Here is a 15,127-nt window from a genome sequence, read left to right as displayed (position 1 = left end):
TTTTTTTAATAGTATTAATTAAAAATATTTTCTCGAAAAGCTATTTGATTTTTATTTATCTTTTAAATATTAATAAGTTAGCCTAAATTTTACTTTTTTGCTATAAATATACCATCAATTCAATTTATATTTCCAAAGTTGACAATTATTTGACACAAACTTGTACTAAAATGTTACACGAAAAGATTTTATACAACAAAGGAGAAACATCATGAAAAAGAAAAAGAAATTACTAATTATCTTTATATCAACAATATTATTATCAATATTTATATTTGCTCAGCCACTTTTTTATTATAAATATATAGATAGGAATATTACTGTTATAAACAATGCTGTTTATGCAAGTTCACTACCTAATACTACATTTAAAAGCAATTATATTCCCAATATAAAATTTGAAGACAGGCCTATAACAAAAGTTGATGATATAAAATTGAATATTTTAAATGAAGCCAATATCAAAAATATTCCTATGTTACTTAAATCCCAAAGATATTATATACCACTTGATTTTATTTGCAGTAAGCTTAACTTTACTCTTAAAACTCAAGATAGTGGCTTTATAATATCTAATACAAACAATAATATTTCTTTAACTGAAAAATCTTATACAAAAAATTCTGTAACCGCAAGTTTACGTGGAAATTTAATAAATAAGGATGGAACTAATTATATTTCAATATCAGACATAGAAGAAATTTTTAATTTAGTTGCTGTTTTTGATTTTAAAAATAATAATATTAGTCTACTTAATAATACAGCAGCTGCTCCAGAGCCTGCTTCAATATCATATAGTAATAAAGTTGCTTTAATTAGATTAGAGGATTTCGGATGTGGTGGTAATTATTCTGTTGATCAAAATCAAACTAAAATTAAATGTATGGCTAATCTTCTTTACTCACAAGGCATGAAATTTCATGTTAGCTGGATTCCTAGATTTAAAGATCCCGACAATAATATTGATAATGATTTACTAACAAATAATAATATTGAGAATGTTGGATTTGTTAATCTCTTAGATTATTTGATAAACAAAGGTGCTGAAATTGGTCTTCATGGATATACTCATCAACATGATGATGAAAAGAGCGGACCTGGTAATGAATTGACTAAAGATGTGAATAATACTGTTCCCGAAGTACAAGCTTTAATTGAAAATGGAATTGATACTGCTAGTGCTTTAAATATTCCAATTTCATATTTTGAAAGTCCCCATTATGGAGAAACTGATCTTCAAAAAAAAGTTATCGAAAATTATTTTCAATTTATATATGAGCCTTTTGATAGTACAAAAAACAATGTATATGACTCAGATGACCACCATTTATTTGTTCCAACACCTCTAGGATATGTTCATAATTCAGATCCTGCTCCAATAATAAATGGACTTAATGATGAAAACCCTAATATACTACATAGTTTATATTACCATCCATTTCTTGAATTAAAATATATAGATTTTAATACTAACAATAACAAATTAAATATTATGTACAATGAAAATTCACCATTGCAACAAATAGTTAAAACTTTAAAATCGAATAATTACACAACTCTTCATATTGATGAACTTATAGAAAAATAATTCATTTCAATATTTATGCCTAAATTTTAGTATAAGTTGTAATTTAAATTGTGTACTAATTATAGATATTCAAATCTAGAATCATACTTATGCAAAACTTACCGAAATCAGATACATTTATCTTCCACAGGACTAGTGAAATTTTCGCTGGAAGGTTCTAAATGGCGGCTTGTCGTCATTACAGCGTGTTCCGAATGTAAAAGCTCCAAGGAGAAAGTTCGTGTAACCAAATGTAAAATTTGGACACTTACTTTTTGGACAAGCTGTAAATGAGACAAGCCCCAATTAAGAACCTTCATCAGCTCAATTTCACATGCTTGCTTCCAGAAAAATGTATCTAATTTCTAGTGTAGTGTTACAATTATAATTTCTCAATGATGCATGTATATTCCATTTATAAGTTTGATTATTAAAAATAATTGTAACTCCCCAACATTTTATACCTTCAATTATAAAATTAAAATAAATGCCTATGATATTCTTGAAATAGCTTTTAATTCTTTGATGTATTTCAAGAGCATTGAAAAAAATGCCAAAAGAGATAGCGCAAAATTTATTGACAAGTTATTACTTTTAAATCCAAAATTTATCACATTTATTTATTATAAGCATAGGATATTTATTAGTAAGAAGCAAACGAAGGAGATAACCTTAATGTACAGACATGACGATTGTATGTGCGAATCCAAAGAGTATTCAAAAGAATATTCAAAGAAATCTGATAAAGAATATGCTAAAGCATATATATTACCTCAAGAATATGAACATTTATATTCTTGCAAAGAAGGATTTTTGAAAGGAACTATTTTTAAAGATCTATATAAACCATATCATCACCATGATCACGAGCATCATAATTATGTTCAAAATTATGAATATAAAAAGATTAAGGTTGAGAGGTGATATATATGAATCAAAAGGAAGCATTAAATAGCATACGAGTGTATCAATTTTGTGCTGTAGAACTTAACTTGTACCTTGATAATTTCCCAAATGATAAAAATGCTATGGAAGATTATAATAAAGTATCTTGTAAGTTAACTGCTTTAATAAGCGATTATGAAAAAGAATTTGGCCCATTAACTAATTTTGGTTCAGCATTTGTTGAAAATCCAAAAGCTTGGGTAGATAAACCATGGCCATGGGAAACATGTGAATAGGAGGAATACAAGTTTATGTGGTATTATGTAAAAACTCTAGAATATCCAGTAAATCTTAAATGTAAGGATCTTAATATGGCTAAATATTTAATAACACAATATGGCGGACCTGATGGTGAATTAAGTGCAGCACTTAGATATTTAGACCAACGTTATACAATGCCAACAGGTAAATCAAAAGGTTTGTTAACAGATATAGGCACTGATGCAACAGTGGCGTAAAGGTAAAAACTATATCCGTAAATATTGAAAAAAGGAAAAAACGAACATAACTAATTTTTATAATTTTATCATTAATACATTGAGCCTTTCAATAAATATTCTAATTAATAATTGCTAAATGTGAATAAAAATCAGAGATAATCTGCTTCCAACTTCACCATATTTTATTAGATAGTAATAAATCATGTTATTCAATAGTTTGAATAACATGATTTTACATTTAGTCTTTAATTATATTGATTCACGATTTAGAATATTGTGTATCTTAATAATAATTTTCTCTTAGAATTTAGATGTTAATGTGCCTTGATGAAAAAACATTTTCCATCTTCCATCAAAATATTTCCATATAGAACTCCGGAGTGAGTATTTTTTATTTTCATTTATTTCGCTATGCTTTATTAACTTATATGTTGCCAATATACAATCATCACCTAGTTGATTTATTGAGAAGTCTTTTATTTCCCAGTTTGCTTGTTGTATCTTTTCATTAACCGGTTCACTTTTGTCATAATACCATATATATCCTGAACTACAAAATTCAATAAATCCATCTGATAGTAATTCTCTTGTTTTTTCCATTGATGCCCTTATTTCAGGCTTTAATAAATCAGTTTCAAGTTGTAGTATATGTTCCTCCAGCAAATTCATTTTCATCCCTCTTTTATTAATTCGTTAAATTTTATCACTTTGTATTAATTATAGCATATTTTGCAAAAAAATACTGTACCATCAATAATATTTCAACGCTAAATTGAAATTTATAGCTCCATCCACTCTCTTTTCAGAATGGCATATTGGTAAGTATTTTCATAATGTGGAGTTCCATCTGGGTTGTTCACGAAAGATATAAATTCCATAAAGAATCCTTCTTGTCTCATTCCAAGTCGCTCACAAAGCTTTTGGGATGGAATATTATCATCTTCAGCGTAAGCATATATTCTCCTCGCATCGTTATCAAAGAGGTAGCCGATTAATGCTTTTGCGGCTTCAGTTGCATAACCGCTCTTGCCGTATTTTAAGTTAAAATTCCATCCGACGCTATATGTATCAGGCTCCTCTTTTATGGCAAAAAGATCCCCAATAATTGAATCTGTATCTGCCAAGCAAACAGCAAAATGTTCACCTTCTTTGCCTCTTCGCTCAACTTCTTTCTCTGCTTCATCAAGTGAATTTAATTTTTCACTCATAAAACAATGTACAGGTGGGGTCTTAAGGTATTCATATAATCCCTCAGTATCTTTTTTCTCAAAATCACGAATTATCAATCTATCTGTTTTCAAATGCATTTAATAATTATCTCCTTTTCTTCTAATTTTCATTGAGTTATATCCTGTTGTACTAATTCTATTTTGGTAATAAACACAGCAAAATACAATCAGCGTTGTTGTTAAGATAGTATATTGTAATGAAAAAAGTGGGACAAGATCTTTTCGGATCCTATCCCACTTAAATAATCTTTTGATTACAAGTCCTCTGATGAAACAAAATTATTATATCATATACAAACAAAAAAGCAACGACAAATTCTGATTTATTAAAAGAACATTTTTTTACTATATACAATAGATCTGCATCCGTTTTTAGTATTGTGCATTAATATTGTCTTTTCCAAAGGACTTTAATGCTCTTATACTTTTCTCTAAGCATTTTTATCAACGCAGTTACTTGAAGTTTGGTATCTTCTCCATTAAGCCACCATGTTGCATATGATTCACCTCGTACCATTAAGTACCTACATTGTATTTTTTCATCATCACATTGAAGATTAACCTTATAATGTGTCATAAGAACTAAATTTACATTATCTCTTTTACTCATTGCTCTTACTTCCGAAATCTTGCCCTTTAATTTATCTATTCTCTCATGTAGTAAATCAACAATTTCATCTACTACTTTTTCAACATTCTCATTCATTCTTAATCCCTCCGACATTAGTATTACACAGAAAAATATTGCAAATTCATTTTGAAGAATGTGATATTTAAATCTGTTATTTATTTCTATTAATTCATAACAAAAGAATATTTTGAAGCAACTAAAGCCTGCATATATAAAAGATGCAGGCTCTTTGCTATTATAATGAGAGATGGCTTACACAAAAGCCATCTTTTTAAGTTATTTTAATTTTACCTATACAAGAGGTGCAAGAATTTGTGTTGTAAAAAGATACTCATGTTGATGACCATCGTCGGTAGTTGTAGTTCCACTCATAAGATGCACATGCTTAGTGCTACCTGGAATAGGAATAACAGGTCCAGTTATTCCTCCTATTTCATGATGGTGGTCAAGAAAATCTGTATTAGTTAAAAATGCATGAACATGATTTAGGCCTCCGTCAATCAGTATAACTTCACTTGTAACACCTGCGACACGATGATTATGCCTATCGTCTCCTTCTTCAGCTAATTTAGTGCTTTCTTCAAATTCATGCACATGTGTCTGTGTCTCAGTAGGAGCAGGAGTACAAGTATTTTGATTTTCTAAATCTGAATCCTTATAATAACTGTTATCTCCTAAATCCATGGATATTTCCTCCTTTGTAATTTAAAAAATATATTAAGAAATAGACTTGTCTATTCCTTAATACATAATATTCAAATACTAAAAAATTGTTAATGTTAATTTTTTACATTAGTATTTTCATATATTATACATATTATATAAGAGGATTGTGCAAAGTTATATTTTACTATTATGAACCAATTATAGAATATTTTAATCAGTTACTTATTTTAATACTCTTTTAATCTCTATTTTTTTATTTTGAGTAATTGAAAGTTTTACTTTTCCATTAGCATTGTTACCTACGAACTTAAATCTATACTCTCCTTTTGTTAACTTTATTGTTTTCTTTCCTTGATCTGTTCCTTCTAATATAGTTTCTACTTCTTTTTCTGGATTAACCAAAACTGCCTTAAAATCGCCACTGTTAACCTTTGAATTATAATCTATTATAATTTCATCATCATCTTTTGATTTTAAAATCCAAATTGTATCAACACCAGAAAAACCACCATATTGAAATTCTATATTATTATCAGAATCATTACTAATATTATATGTTGTATGCGTGTGATTCTCAGATTCTTGTGCAATTATTTTATTATCGTTATATGTATTGCTATATATATCTTTTTTATTATCATTTACTCTACAGCCATTAATAGTGCTAATTAAAAATACTACACATATACTCAATACAAATTTATTCCTTATGTTCAAATCTAGTCCTCCCTTATAATCTATCTCCATTATGATAATTATAACACATTTTCCCAATATAACATCTTAGACTAAAAGGGAATACTTTCATATCTTATAAATATCGCACTATTCAGTTTTCAAAGAACCTAATTTATATTAATTACTACGTCAAATCTACATATTCTGAATTACCTCAACGATAAATTGAAATTTGCCTGTCTATTTATTAATAAAAAAAATGCCAATAATACATAGAGCAACACCAATTATTTTCTTTATTGTGATTCCATCCCTAAACACCAGTATACCAACAATTAGAAGAATGATTGCTACACACATATTTACTATCAGTGAGCCTTTACTTATTTCCCAACCACTGCGATACATAAGAATATATCCACCTTCAATTCCAACCACAACTAATCCTAATAGAACATTTGATACATTGACTTTTGTAACTTCCGTAATAAAATAGTTTTTTGAAGTAACTAGAAATCCGAAAGCACTTATTAAACAAGCAACTCCATATGTTATAAACAGAGCAATAAATGTATTAGTAGTACCTGAAATACTTTTACTAATCAAGTGATAGCAAACATTACATATGATTACAACAAGAAGTGGCGTGAGATAATTTATATTCATTTACCCATATCCCCCAAATTCTTTCTCATCCAAATATGCGGACAATCCTCATCCAAATAGGCTTTTCCTTGCTTTTTGTACCCTTGCTTTTCATAGAACTCTGCAACTCGTACTTGTGCTGACAACATTACACTTTTTCCACCATCTCTTTTTATATTCTCTTCTGCAACATTTATTATTTTCGCACCAATATTTTCCCCCCTCCATTCCTTTACGACAGCGATTCTTCCTATGACAAATGATTGTTTTTCACTATTGAAGTAAATTCTGCATGTTGATATTGGCTGTTCACTTTCATATATAACCATATGCTTAGCAATACCATCAATTTCATCAAACTCTTCAACAAATCCTTGCTCTTTTACAAACACCTCGCTTCTTATTTTTTTAGCGTCTTCTGGTAAATAGTTATACTCTTTAATTGTCATTTTTGCCTCCTCCAAAATAAAAGGCACCCAAAAGCTAACCTTATAGTGTGAAAACACACCGTACCTACGGTTGGCTTTTGGATGCCTTATAATACAATCACCCGGTGATGAAAGCATAAGCTCTTATTTAATTTCATACAAATTATATCTAACAAATTCTTAGAAGTCAATGATAAATTATAATTTACAACTTCATTTCAACATTGCATACAACAGATCTGCATCCGTTCTAAGTATTGCGCAGCAAAAAAATCGTAAATTCAATTTCTTGAATAATACGATTTTACAATTTTTATTTAATTTTATTAATTCATGATTTAAGAACATTCCAAACTAAAAAATACTGAAAAGTTGACTTTGAATAATGCAGCATTCTGGGCAATAATTCGGTTTGTAATGTATATTTGGTAAATAAAGAAATGGTAAGCTCTATTTACAAAAGATATTTTAAATATTCCTACAATTATAATCAGCCATTATATCATCTAAATACTTAAATCTTTCATATATGTTTAAAATTCTTAATTTGCACAATTCATCTATACTGCTTTTTGATATATATTGACTATAATCTATCGCATTATAAATCATACTCAATTTATTAAATGAACCTTGACTATATCTAGTATGAATTTCTTTTAGATTTTTTATATAGTCTATTTGTTCATTAAGTATTTTAAAATGTCTATAACATAAAGGGGTTATTAAATCAATATCATCTAGTTGAAATGCAGGATAGGTGTCAGCTTTATATAATTTTGCTTCCCAATAATATTCTAAGACACATGTCGTTATATTTGTAAAGTATCTTAGCAATTCATTCTTTATTGTTTTAATAGTAATTGCTGTGCCTGTATTATCATCTATCAATATAATTTTTGAAACAACAGGGTACTTAGTACTTAAATGATAAACTTGTTCAGATAAAGATTCTTGACAAAAATGAGAAGTATCATATCTAGAATATCTAACATATTCATAGGATATTTTACTAAAATCTTTTTTTGTATCATTCATATAGTTTAGCATAGAAATATAAAAAGGTGGTATCAAAGCAGCTCCTTGCAATGGAGAGATTATTATATCATTTACTCCTATATAGTCACATAACGCAAAAAAGGCAGTAGTCATAATAAGAATGTTATCCATTTCTGAATATTCCCGGACACTAGCAATATTAAGTTTCTTCATATCTATTAATAAATTATCAATAAAGCCAAAATATAATTTAGGAAAATCATAAAAGTCCTCATCAAATATAATCTGCACTAAATAGTCAGTAAGTCTTGAAAGGTAGCCTTTTAGTAATTCATAATAACGATTTTTCAAAGTATTATAAGAAAATACTATACCAATTAATTTTGCTATACATGAAAGCATATGTTGTGTAATCGAAAAAATAACAAATTGTTTCTTATTATATAGCATTTCAGAATTTAGAATACTAGGTGCATCTATAAGTATTGCTCTTAATAAATCTATTGTTTCATCTAAATCTTCTGAATAATAAGCACTATTTCTGTTACAATAAAACGGTTTTTTGACGCTGAAATATTTTTTTAATATAGGCAAATACATGTTATACTCTATTTCAAATTCATTTGAATCAATATATGCCTCCCCCGTAAAGCCAAATTTATATTTCCATAATATAGATTTATTTAAGAGTGAATCTACTGTTTTATATAAAGTACCCAACCAAACATCCCTCCAGGTATAAGAATTGCAAATAGTGCTGTAATAGTTTTTAGATAATCTCATTAAAACTTTACCAAAATTTGTAATTTATAAAAATATACAAATGATGTATTGTTTAATTATCAACGAACGTTGTTCGTAAATTAAAATTCAGTAGTTAGTATGCATTTATTTACTATTGTGTATTAATTATAGCATATTTTGTAAAAATCGTACTATTCAATTTTCAAAGAACATTTTTATAATTTACTACGTCATATCTTCATACTATTCATCAAATGCAGATAATGCAATAGGCAAAGCCTGAATAACAATATTTCCTACAGCAGGAAGTCCAACTAAAATGCTGCTTATAATTTCTTCCCTTGAAGCACCTAAATGCTTAGCCTGTTTTACATGAAATGGTATTCCACTTTCAAGTCTAGCAGAAGCTAATACCGCTAAATAAGCAAGCGCCTCCGTTTTTTTATCCAGTTTGCATGCATTATCTAATTTACTAATAAGTTCGCCCCATGCCTTTTGTTGTTCTGGTGCTTCCTTTGCAAATGTCATAAATGAATTACTAATACTCATAATTATCTTCTCCTTAAATCTTACAGTGTTTTATAAAATATTTTTAAATCCTGTTTCTTGTCATCAGGCAAATAATTCCATCTTTTCCCTTCTATTCCTCCTTCTAAAGCATAAAGAAAATTAATACAAGCTGTACTCTCTCTCTATTAAAAATTATATCGTTATAACCTCTTCATATATATAGATGCAATAAAAAAAGTAAAGTTACGAAATAAAATAAAAAATTACGTCTAATCTTTCTAAATGACCAACCTGTAAATGCAAATGTATCTTTTAAACATTTAACGCTATTATTTAATTTCCTTTGCTTTATATTCATAACTCACATTAAAGTATTTTTTTACCTTATAATATATTATTTTACATAAAAGTATGTTATGCTGTATATAGAATTTTACTTATTTTGCACAAAATATTTTTTGCACTTTAATCATACTTTAATTTAAGAAAGGAAGATTTTAATGAAAAAATTAGTTACTATTATTCTGTCTCTATTTATTTTAGCTTCTACAAACGTGGTTGCTTTTGCTAATTCAACAACCAAAATTCCTGTGCTCCTTTATCATGTTGTTACACCAAATCCAAGTGGCACATATCAATTTAGTCTTACAGAATTTAAGAACGACATGGCTTATCTGAAGAACAACGGTTATACAGCTTTGTCCATTAACCAATATTATAGTATACTGAATGGAACCTCTAGTACCCCAACAAAACCTGTATTGCTTACCTTCGATGATAGTACAAGCGATTTCTATACAAATGTATACCCTGTTTTGAAACAATATGGCTTTAAAGCAACTCAATTTGCTGTTTCTGACTGGATAAACACTAGCGGTCATCTTACAAGCGCTCAATTGCAAACATTATCAGCTAATGGGATTGATATAGAAAATCATACCACCAACCATCAATCACTTACTTCAGACTGGAATACTCAATACTCAGCTATAAATAATGCAAATATAAAGATTAAATCAATAACAAACAATGCTCCTAGTTCCGTTGCATACCCTTATGGAAGTTATAATTCAACTACAACCTCAATTCTTCAGAATCTAGGTTGTAAAGGTGGGTTTACAGTAAGCGGAGGTTTAAGTTCATCTGACAACAACAAGTATAAATTACCACGTATTGTAATTGCTAACGGTGACTCAATATCCGTTTTCTCAAGAAAACTTACAACAGGATATTAATATGGCTGAAAAATAAATTAACCAATTATTTTAAGTGTAAGATCATTTTGTGAGAATCAATAAATTTCTAAAAAACATCTTTAAACCACAATATCATTCAGGTTTACGGGCTCCTCTTTGTAGGAGCTTGTTCCATTAATAGTATTATGCATTAAAAAAATCGCAAATTCATTTTCTTGAATAATGCGATTTTACAATCTGTTATTTATTTGCATTGATTCATAATTTAAGAAGATTGCTAAGTTAAACAACTTCAAATATTGTATATTGAGTACTTCATAAGTTCAGCAACCAATTTCAATGTAATTACCTTCAGGATCAGCAATCCAAAAATTTCTTTGTCCCCAAGGTTGTGTAAATGGCTCTCCTGTGAGTGATTTAACCCCAAGTGCTGTTAGTCGTTCATATTCTCTATCAACATCATCTTTAGTCTTAACACCTATGCCTATTTGCATTGTTAGATTAAATCCCATTGGTGGATAATAAGGTTGGTTCATTGCCTCAGCAAATTGTTTCCTGTCAAACATAAACAATCCTCCGTCTCTCACTTTGAAATTTGCAAACGATCCTCCATCCCAATCTGTTTCAAAGCCCAAGGTATCCCTATAAAACGTCACCATTTTTTCGATATCTTCAACAAATAAACCCGTATGTACGCTGTTAGAAAGTATCCCCATATAAATAAATCCCCTCCTGTTCAAAATATATATAATCTTAAGTTTATACTTTATTATTATGAATTAATTATAACATAAATTGTAAATATTACATTATTCAAATTTAAATACGTTTTTACTGTATTACTTTATTGAAGTTTTGCATCATGTAGTAGTATTACGCAGTACTTGAATATAAAAAATACCGCAAATTCATTTCTGAATAATACGGTATTATATCATCATAATTTTTATATTAATTATTTACCAACAAAAGTAGACATTCCATTATCTCCATTGTAGGCAGGTGCTCCTTCAACTGCTACATAACAAATTATCAACTTATAATCTGCTCCTTTAGGAATATTTTTATTTAAAGTTAATATAAATGTTTTTGCCGAACCATCTTTTGACTGTATTTTAACCATGCTGTCTGTAAGTGAATTTTCAGCATTCACCTTATCATTTTTACCAAGAGTCGCTATACCTTTTGGTTTAACATTCGTTGAGTCTTGAATCCAATAATTAGCTGGTCTCATTCCTAGTTTCATATCAACATCCCTATCGTAGCTGATTTGAATTTGATTAGGCGAAATCTGATCCAGTTTTACTAGCATTGGAATAGGAAACTTGGCACTTTTATCAACAGTACATATAGAAGTATCAGCATTCTCCATAACAAGCTTAGAACTTACAATATTATCTCCCAAAAACTGAACTGTCACAAAAGTGCATGCAATTAAAAAGTAATTTAAAATCTTTTTCATAGGTACCTCCTAATATATTTATAAATATGTCACAGAACTATACTTCCCTAAAATCATTAAATATATTAATATAAAATATCCTTAGTATAAACTTCATGGAATAAATTACTATTACGAACCAATTATAAATCATTTTATAAATACCGCATTATTCAATTTTCAAAGATCATACTCACCACGATTTTGTGGTCAGTGTTATTTCGTAATTTCTATATATTGCGCAATACTTGTACAACAAAAAATACCACAAATTCATTTTATTGAATAATGCGGTATCCTGATTTATTATTTCATTAAGTTTAACATCACTTCAATATTCTACTAATAAGAGAGACAATGGAATTTTTGATTTTTCCCATATGCACTTTATAATAATAATTTTCTTTACTATCCAACCATCCCTTATCACTCCAAAATTCAAAATCAGCAGAACTTTGTGGTGCCTTTGAAAATGCCCTTTGCTGCATTTTGAAAGTTAAAAGTTTAATAAACGATGGCTTTATAACTTCTGTATTAATTATTTTGCTGTAGAACAAATCCACTTGTTTATTCAATTTTTTCATTTCCTTCATTGATTTTATATTATCCCTTTCATGCATTGGAGCATAAGTTAATCCAACTTTTGCACAGGTTATAAATCCCATTGTGCCAATTATAAAGGATAATATACTTCCCACAACTCCTAATCCTACCGCAGCTGTTGATATGACTACCATCGCCTTCTTCCCATGAAAATCAGGTCGGTGACATCTATAAGCAAAACGATCTAGAAAGTTCTTCATAATCCAGGATACATTGTACGTATATACTGGCGATCCAAATATTACAGCATCTGATTGTTTCATTTTAAATTCAAGGTCATTCCTATCGTCCTTTAGCGGGCAGTTTTCTTCGCCTTTTTCAATGCATATAAAGCAACCTTTGCAGGTATTAATATCGGCCTTACTCAATTGCACATATTCAAATTCAATTGTATTATTCTTTTCTACTAATTTTTGTTCAATTAGTTTAACAGTCTTATAAGTATTACCGTTGATTCTGGGACTCCCAATTATAGCCAATATATTCATATCTCTTTCCCCCAAATATTTCACTCGTTAATAATTTTACAATTTGTAAGACAATTAAATTTCGTCCAAATATATTTTCATTATAACATATTTTGTAAATACCACATTGTTCAATTTTCAAAGATCAATTTAATTTATCAAATACTAGAATTGCGCATTAAAAAAATCGCAAATTCAATCTGAACTGCACCCTGTCAAGTAGACAGTGAAAATAACAAAAATAGTTTAAGCGGCTAAAGCCCTGAATTCCAAAGGACTTAGGCCGTTTAATCTTTTTTGTAATCTTTTGTTATTATAGAAACTTATATAGTCGTCAATTGCATTGGAAAGTTCGTCATATGTATCATATTTATATAGATAATACTTTTCGCACTTAAGGATTCCCCAAAATGCTTCCATAGGACCGTTATCTATGCATTTACCTACTCTAGACATACTTTGTGTCATCTCTGCTAATGTTAATTTACGTTTAAATCCATATGAAGTATACTGAAATCCTCGATCACTATGAAGAATAGGCTTTGCGCCGGGCGAAGCTGTAAGCGCCAAATCTAAAGTCTTAAATACAAGTTCATTGTTGTTAGAATGTCCAAGTACATATGAAACAATAGAGTTATCATTTAAATCTAATATAGCACTTAAGTATGCCTTCTTAGAGTTCCCATACTTAAATTCAGTAACATCTGTAAGCCATTTTTGATTAGGTTTATCGGCTGTAAATTTACGGTTCAGAATATTCTCTGCTACTTGCTGAGGAATTGATTTTATGTAACGTTTCTTCTTTCTTCTAATAACAGATTGTAGCCCTGCAACTTTCATAAGTCGGTAAATACGCTTGTGGTTGAAATTTTCACCTAGTTTTCGATTTAAATTCATTGTCATTCTTCGATATCCATAAATGCCATCTACGTCCTCATAGATTTTAATAATTTCATCAACTAACATTTTATTCTCATTTTCCAAAGTAGATTTTTCATGATTTGCCCATTTGTAAAATGATGAACGTGAAATCATTGCTATTTCACACAATAATAAAATAGAGAATTTTTCAGTGTTATGAAGTTCCTCTATAGCAATATATTTGTTTTCTTGTCTTATTCGGCTTAATACCGCCTCCTTTCTAGTTCCTCCAATTTTTTTAGGAATGCATTCTCCGCTCTTAGTCTTTCATTTTCAGCTTCAAGTCTTTTCATTTCAAGCTTAATTCTATCTTCAGGTGTTAGGTCTGAATCAGGCTTTTTTCTGCCACGCGCATCTTGGAGTGCATTTTCTCCGCCATATTCGTATTTTCTAACCCATTGGTATACTTGATTATATGAGACTTTATAAGTCTCAGCGGCCTTATTATAATCATTGTTGTGAGCAATACAGTATTGTACAATTTCAATTCTTTCATTTAAAGATGTAGTTCTTCCCTTTGTCATAGAGTGCCTCATTCCTTCCGGTGTTGCAATTATCTTTCTATGACTATTATACTTGTTTATCCAAAGTTTAAATACTGATCTATTCGATATTCCGTATTTCTTTGAAATTTCCATCTGTGAGTATTTCCCTGAAAAATAGTCTTTCAGGGCTCGTTCCTTTATTTCCTTTGAATATTTCTGAGATTTTCTTGATTCTTTTAATCCGTCCAGTCCATGCTTTTCATATTTATATCTCCATTCATGAAAAGTAGATGTACTAATTTTATAGCTAATGCAGATCTCTTGTATTGAACCAACTCCGTTATCATAATCCATTAAAATATTATACTTTTCTTCTACTGTATATTTGGATCTTTTAGACAAAAAAATACCCCCTTTAAAATAACAGATTTTTATTTTTTAATCTGTCTACCTTAAAGGGAGCATATCAATCTCTTGAATGCGATTTTAGAATTTATTATTTAATTGTATTAATTTATGATTTAGGAAAATT

The 15,127-nt window shown here is 29.0% G+C and carries 17 protein-coding genes and 2 pseudogenes; 5 read left to right on the top strand and 14 right to left on the bottom strand.

Annotated features, from left to right (window positions below; genetic code table 11):
• Nucleotides 1-211: 211 nt before the first annotated feature.
• From CSPA_RS15430 to CSPA_RS15415, 4 genes and pseudogenes are all read left to right on the top strand, one after another.
• Nucleotides 212-1,588: a DUF2334 domain-containing protein gene (locus tag CSPA_RS15430; protein WP_015393252.1), complete on the top strand. Its 1,377-nt coding sequence runs from the start codon at nucleotides 212-214 to the stop codon at nucleotides 1,586-1,588.
• A 654-nt stretch (nucleotides 1,589-2,242) separates the two neighbouring features.
• Nucleotides 2,243-2,491, top strand: coding sequence for a spore coat associated protein CotJA (locus tag CSPA_RS15425; protein WP_015393251.1), 249 nt, complete (start codon nucleotides 2,243-2,245; stop codon nucleotides 2,489-2,491).
• A gap of 5 nt (nucleotides 2,492-2,496) precedes the next feature.
• Nucleotides 2,497-2,748 carry a spore coat protein CotJB gene (locus CSPA_RS15420; RefSeq protein ID WP_015393250.1) on the top strand — a complete coding sequence of 84 codons (252 nt, stop codon included), beginning with the start codon at nucleotides 2,497-2,499 and terminating at the stop codon, nucleotides 2,746-2,748.
• Nucleotides 2,749-2,763: 15 nt separating this feature from the next.
• Nucleotides 2,764-2,955 (top strand): annotated as a pseudogene (locus tag CSPA_RS15415) (manganese catalase family protein); the annotation flags it as partial.
• 297 nt (nucleotides 2,956-3,252) lie between these two features.
• Here CSPA_RS15415 and CSPA_RS15410 read toward each other — a convergent pair.
• The 10 genes and pseudogenes from CSPA_RS15410 to CSPA_RS31005 form a co-directional block, all read right to left on the bottom strand.
• Nucleotides 3,253-3,621 carry a nuclear transport factor 2 family protein gene (locus CSPA_RS15410; RefSeq protein ID WP_015393248.1) on the bottom strand — a complete coding sequence of 123 codons (369 nt, stop codon included), beginning with the start codon at nucleotides 3,619-3,621 and terminating at the stop codon, nucleotides 3,253-3,255.
• Nucleotides 3,622-3,731: 110 nt separating this feature from the next.
• Nucleotides 3,732-4,259 carry a GNAT family N-acetyltransferase gene (locus CSPA_RS15405; protein WP_015393247.1) on the bottom strand — a complete coding sequence of 176 codons (528 nt, stop codon included), beginning with the start codon at nucleotides 4,257-4,259 and terminating at the stop codon, nucleotides 3,732-3,734.
• Nucleotides 4,260-4,566: 307 nt separating this feature from the next.
• A complete protein-coding gene (locus CSPA_RS15400; protein WP_015393246.1) occupies nucleotides 4,567-4,887 on the bottom strand; it encodes a hypothetical protein in 321 nt (106 codons plus the stop codon).
• Nucleotides 4,888-5,103: 216 nt separating this feature from the next.
• Nucleotides 5,104-5,496, bottom strand: coding sequence for a YmaF family protein (locus CSPA_RS15395; RefSeq protein ID WP_015393245.1), 393 nt, complete (start codon nucleotides 5,494-5,496; stop codon nucleotides 5,104-5,106).
• A 204-nt stretch (nucleotides 5,497-5,700) separates the two neighbouring features.
• Entirely contained in the window at nucleotides 5,701-6,195 is a 495-nt protein-coding gene (locus CSPA_RS15390; RefSeq protein WP_015393244.1) for a hypothetical protein, read from the bottom strand.
• Between the two features lie 201 nt (nucleotides 6,196-6,396).
• Nucleotides 6,397-6,822, bottom strand: a complete 426-nt coding sequence (locus CSPA_RS15385) for a transporter (protein ID WP_015393243.1) — start codon at nucleotides 6,820-6,822, stop codon at nucleotides 6,397-6,399.
• Nucleotides 6,819-7,250, bottom strand: coding sequence for a GNAT family N-acetyltransferase (locus tag CSPA_RS15380; RefSeq protein ID WP_015393242.1), 432 nt, complete (start codon nucleotides 7,248-7,250; stop codon nucleotides 6,819-6,821). Before CSPA_RS15380 ends, CSPA_RS15385 begins: the two co-directional genes overlap by 4 nt.
• A gap of 447 nt (nucleotides 7,251-7,697) precedes the next feature.
• Entirely contained in the window at nucleotides 7,698-8,948 is a 1,251-nt protein-coding gene (locus CSPA_RS15375; protein WP_015393241.1) for a hypothetical protein, read from the bottom strand.
• A gap of 267 nt (nucleotides 8,949-9,215) precedes the next feature.
• Nucleotides 9,216-9,521 (bottom strand): carboxymuconolactone decarboxylase family protein, encoded by a 306-nt coding sequence (locus CSPA_RS15370; RefSeq protein WP_015393240.1) that lies wholly within the window; start codon nucleotides 9,519-9,521, stop codon nucleotides 9,216-9,218.
• Nucleotides 9,522-9,541: 20 nt separating this feature from the next.
• Nucleotides 9,542-9,649, bottom strand: a pseudogene (locus CSPA_RS31005) (TfoX/Sxy family DNA transformation protein); the annotation flags it as partial.
• Nucleotides 9,650-10,147: 498 nt separating this feature from the next.
• On the opposite strand from CSPA_RS31005, the gene CSPA_RS15365 reads away from it, so the two are divergent.
• On the top strand, nucleotides 10,148-10,717 hold the full coding sequence (locus CSPA_RS15365) for a polysaccharide deacetylase family protein (RefSeq protein WP_241427084.1): 570 nt from the start codon (nucleotides 10,148-10,150) through the stop codon (nucleotides 10,715-10,717).
• A gap of 284 nt (nucleotides 10,718-11,001) precedes the next feature.
• On the opposite strand, the gene CSPA_RS15360 is transcribed toward CSPA_RS15365, so the two are convergent.
• The 4 genes from CSPA_RS15360 to CSPA_RS29180 all read right to left on the bottom strand — a co-directional run bounded on the left by CSPA_RS15360 (nucleotide 11,002) and on the right by CSPA_RS29180 (nucleotide 14,949).
• The gene (locus CSPA_RS15360) at nucleotides 11,002-11,394 is read right to left on the bottom strand and encodes a VOC family protein (protein WP_015393238.1); all 393 of its coding nucleotides are present in this window, start codon (nucleotides 11,392-11,394) and stop codon (nucleotides 11,002-11,004) included.
• Between the two features lie 239 nt (nucleotides 11,395-11,633).
• Entirely contained in the window at nucleotides 11,634-12,140 is a 507-nt protein-coding gene (locus CSPA_RS15355) for a hypothetical protein (RefSeq protein WP_015393237.1), read from the bottom strand.
• Between the two features lie 305 nt (nucleotides 12,141-12,445).
• Nucleotides 12,446-13,210, bottom strand: a complete 765-nt coding sequence (locus CSPA_RS15350) for a flavodoxin family protein (RefSeq protein WP_015393236.1) — start codon at nucleotides 13,208-13,210, stop codon at nucleotides 12,446-12,448.
• A 225-nt stretch (nucleotides 13,211-13,435) separates the two neighbouring features.
• A protein-coding gene (locus tag CSPA_RS29180; protein WP_390624470.1) for an IS3 family transposase occupies nucleotides 13,436-14,949 on the bottom strand; the annotation gives its coding sequence in 2 pieces (ribosomal slippage) (nucleotides 13,436-14,340 and nucleotides 14,340-14,949; 1,515 coding nt in all).
• Between the last annotated feature and the right edge of the window lie 178 nt (nucleotides 14,950-15,127).

Source organism: Clostridium saccharoperbutylacetonicum N1-4(HMT), assembly GCF_000340885.1.
Taxonomy (GTDB): Bacteria; Bacillota; Clostridia; order Clostridiales; family Clostridiaceae; genus Clostridium; species Clostridium saccharoperbutylacetonicum.
Note: the sequence above shows the minus strand (reverse complement) of the source record. Positions and strands in the feature narration are given on the sequence as shown.

Bases quoted from the DNA above. Each gene is read 5' to 3' on its own strand.
- CSPA_RS15430 (WP_015393252.1), top strand. From the start codon at position 212: ATGAAAAAGAAAAAGAAATTACTAATTATCTTTATATCAACAATATTA.
- CSPA_RS15425 (WP_015393251.1), top strand. From the start codon at position 2,243: ATGTACAGACATGACGATTGTATGTGCGAATCCAAAGAGTATTCAAAA.
- CSPA_RS15420 (WP_015393250.1), top strand. From the start codon at position 2,497: ATGAATCAAAAGGAAGCATTAAATAGCATACGAGTGTATCAATTTTGT.
- CSPA_RS15410 (WP_015393248.1), bottom strand. From the start codon at position 3,621: ATGAATTTGCTGGAGGAACATATACTACAACTTGAAACTGATTTATTA.
- CSPA_RS15405 (WP_015393247.1), bottom strand. From the start codon at position 4,259: ATGCATTTGAAAACAGATAGATTGATAATTCGTGATTTTGAGAAAAAA.
- CSPA_RS15400 (WP_015393246.1), bottom strand. From the start codon at position 4,887: ATGAATGAGAATGTTGAAAAAGTAGTAGATGAAATTGTTGATTTACTA.
- CSPA_RS15395 (WP_015393245.1), bottom strand. From the start codon at position 5,496: ATGGATTTAGGAGATAACAGTTATTATAAGGATTCAGATTTAGAAAAT.
- CSPA_RS15385 (WP_015393243.1), bottom strand. From the start codon at position 6,822: ATGAATATAAATTATCTCACGCCACTTCTTGTTGTAATCATATGTAAT.
- CSPA_RS15380 (WP_015393242.1), bottom strand. From the start codon at position 7,250: ATGACAATTAAAGAGTATAACTATTTACCAGAAGACGCTAAAAAAATA.
- CSPA_RS15370 (WP_015393240.1), bottom strand. From the start codon at position 9,521: ATGAGTATTAGTAATTCATTTATGACATTTGCAAAGGAAGCACCAGAA.
- CSPA_RS15365 (WP_241427084.1), top strand. From the start codon at position 10,148: ATGGCTTATCTGAAGAACAACGGTTATACAGCTTTGTCCATTAACCAA.
- CSPA_RS15360 (WP_015393238.1), bottom strand. From the start codon at position 11,394: ATGGGGATACTTTCTAACAGCGTACATACGGGTTTATTTGTTGAAGAT.
- CSPA_RS15355 (WP_015393237.1), bottom strand. From the start codon at position 12,140: ATGAAAAAGATTTTAAATTACTTTTTAATTGCATGCACTTTTGTGACA.
- CSPA_RS15350 (WP_015393236.1), bottom strand. From the start codon at position 13,210: ATGAATATATTGGCTATAATTGGGAGTCCCAGAATCAACGGTAATACT.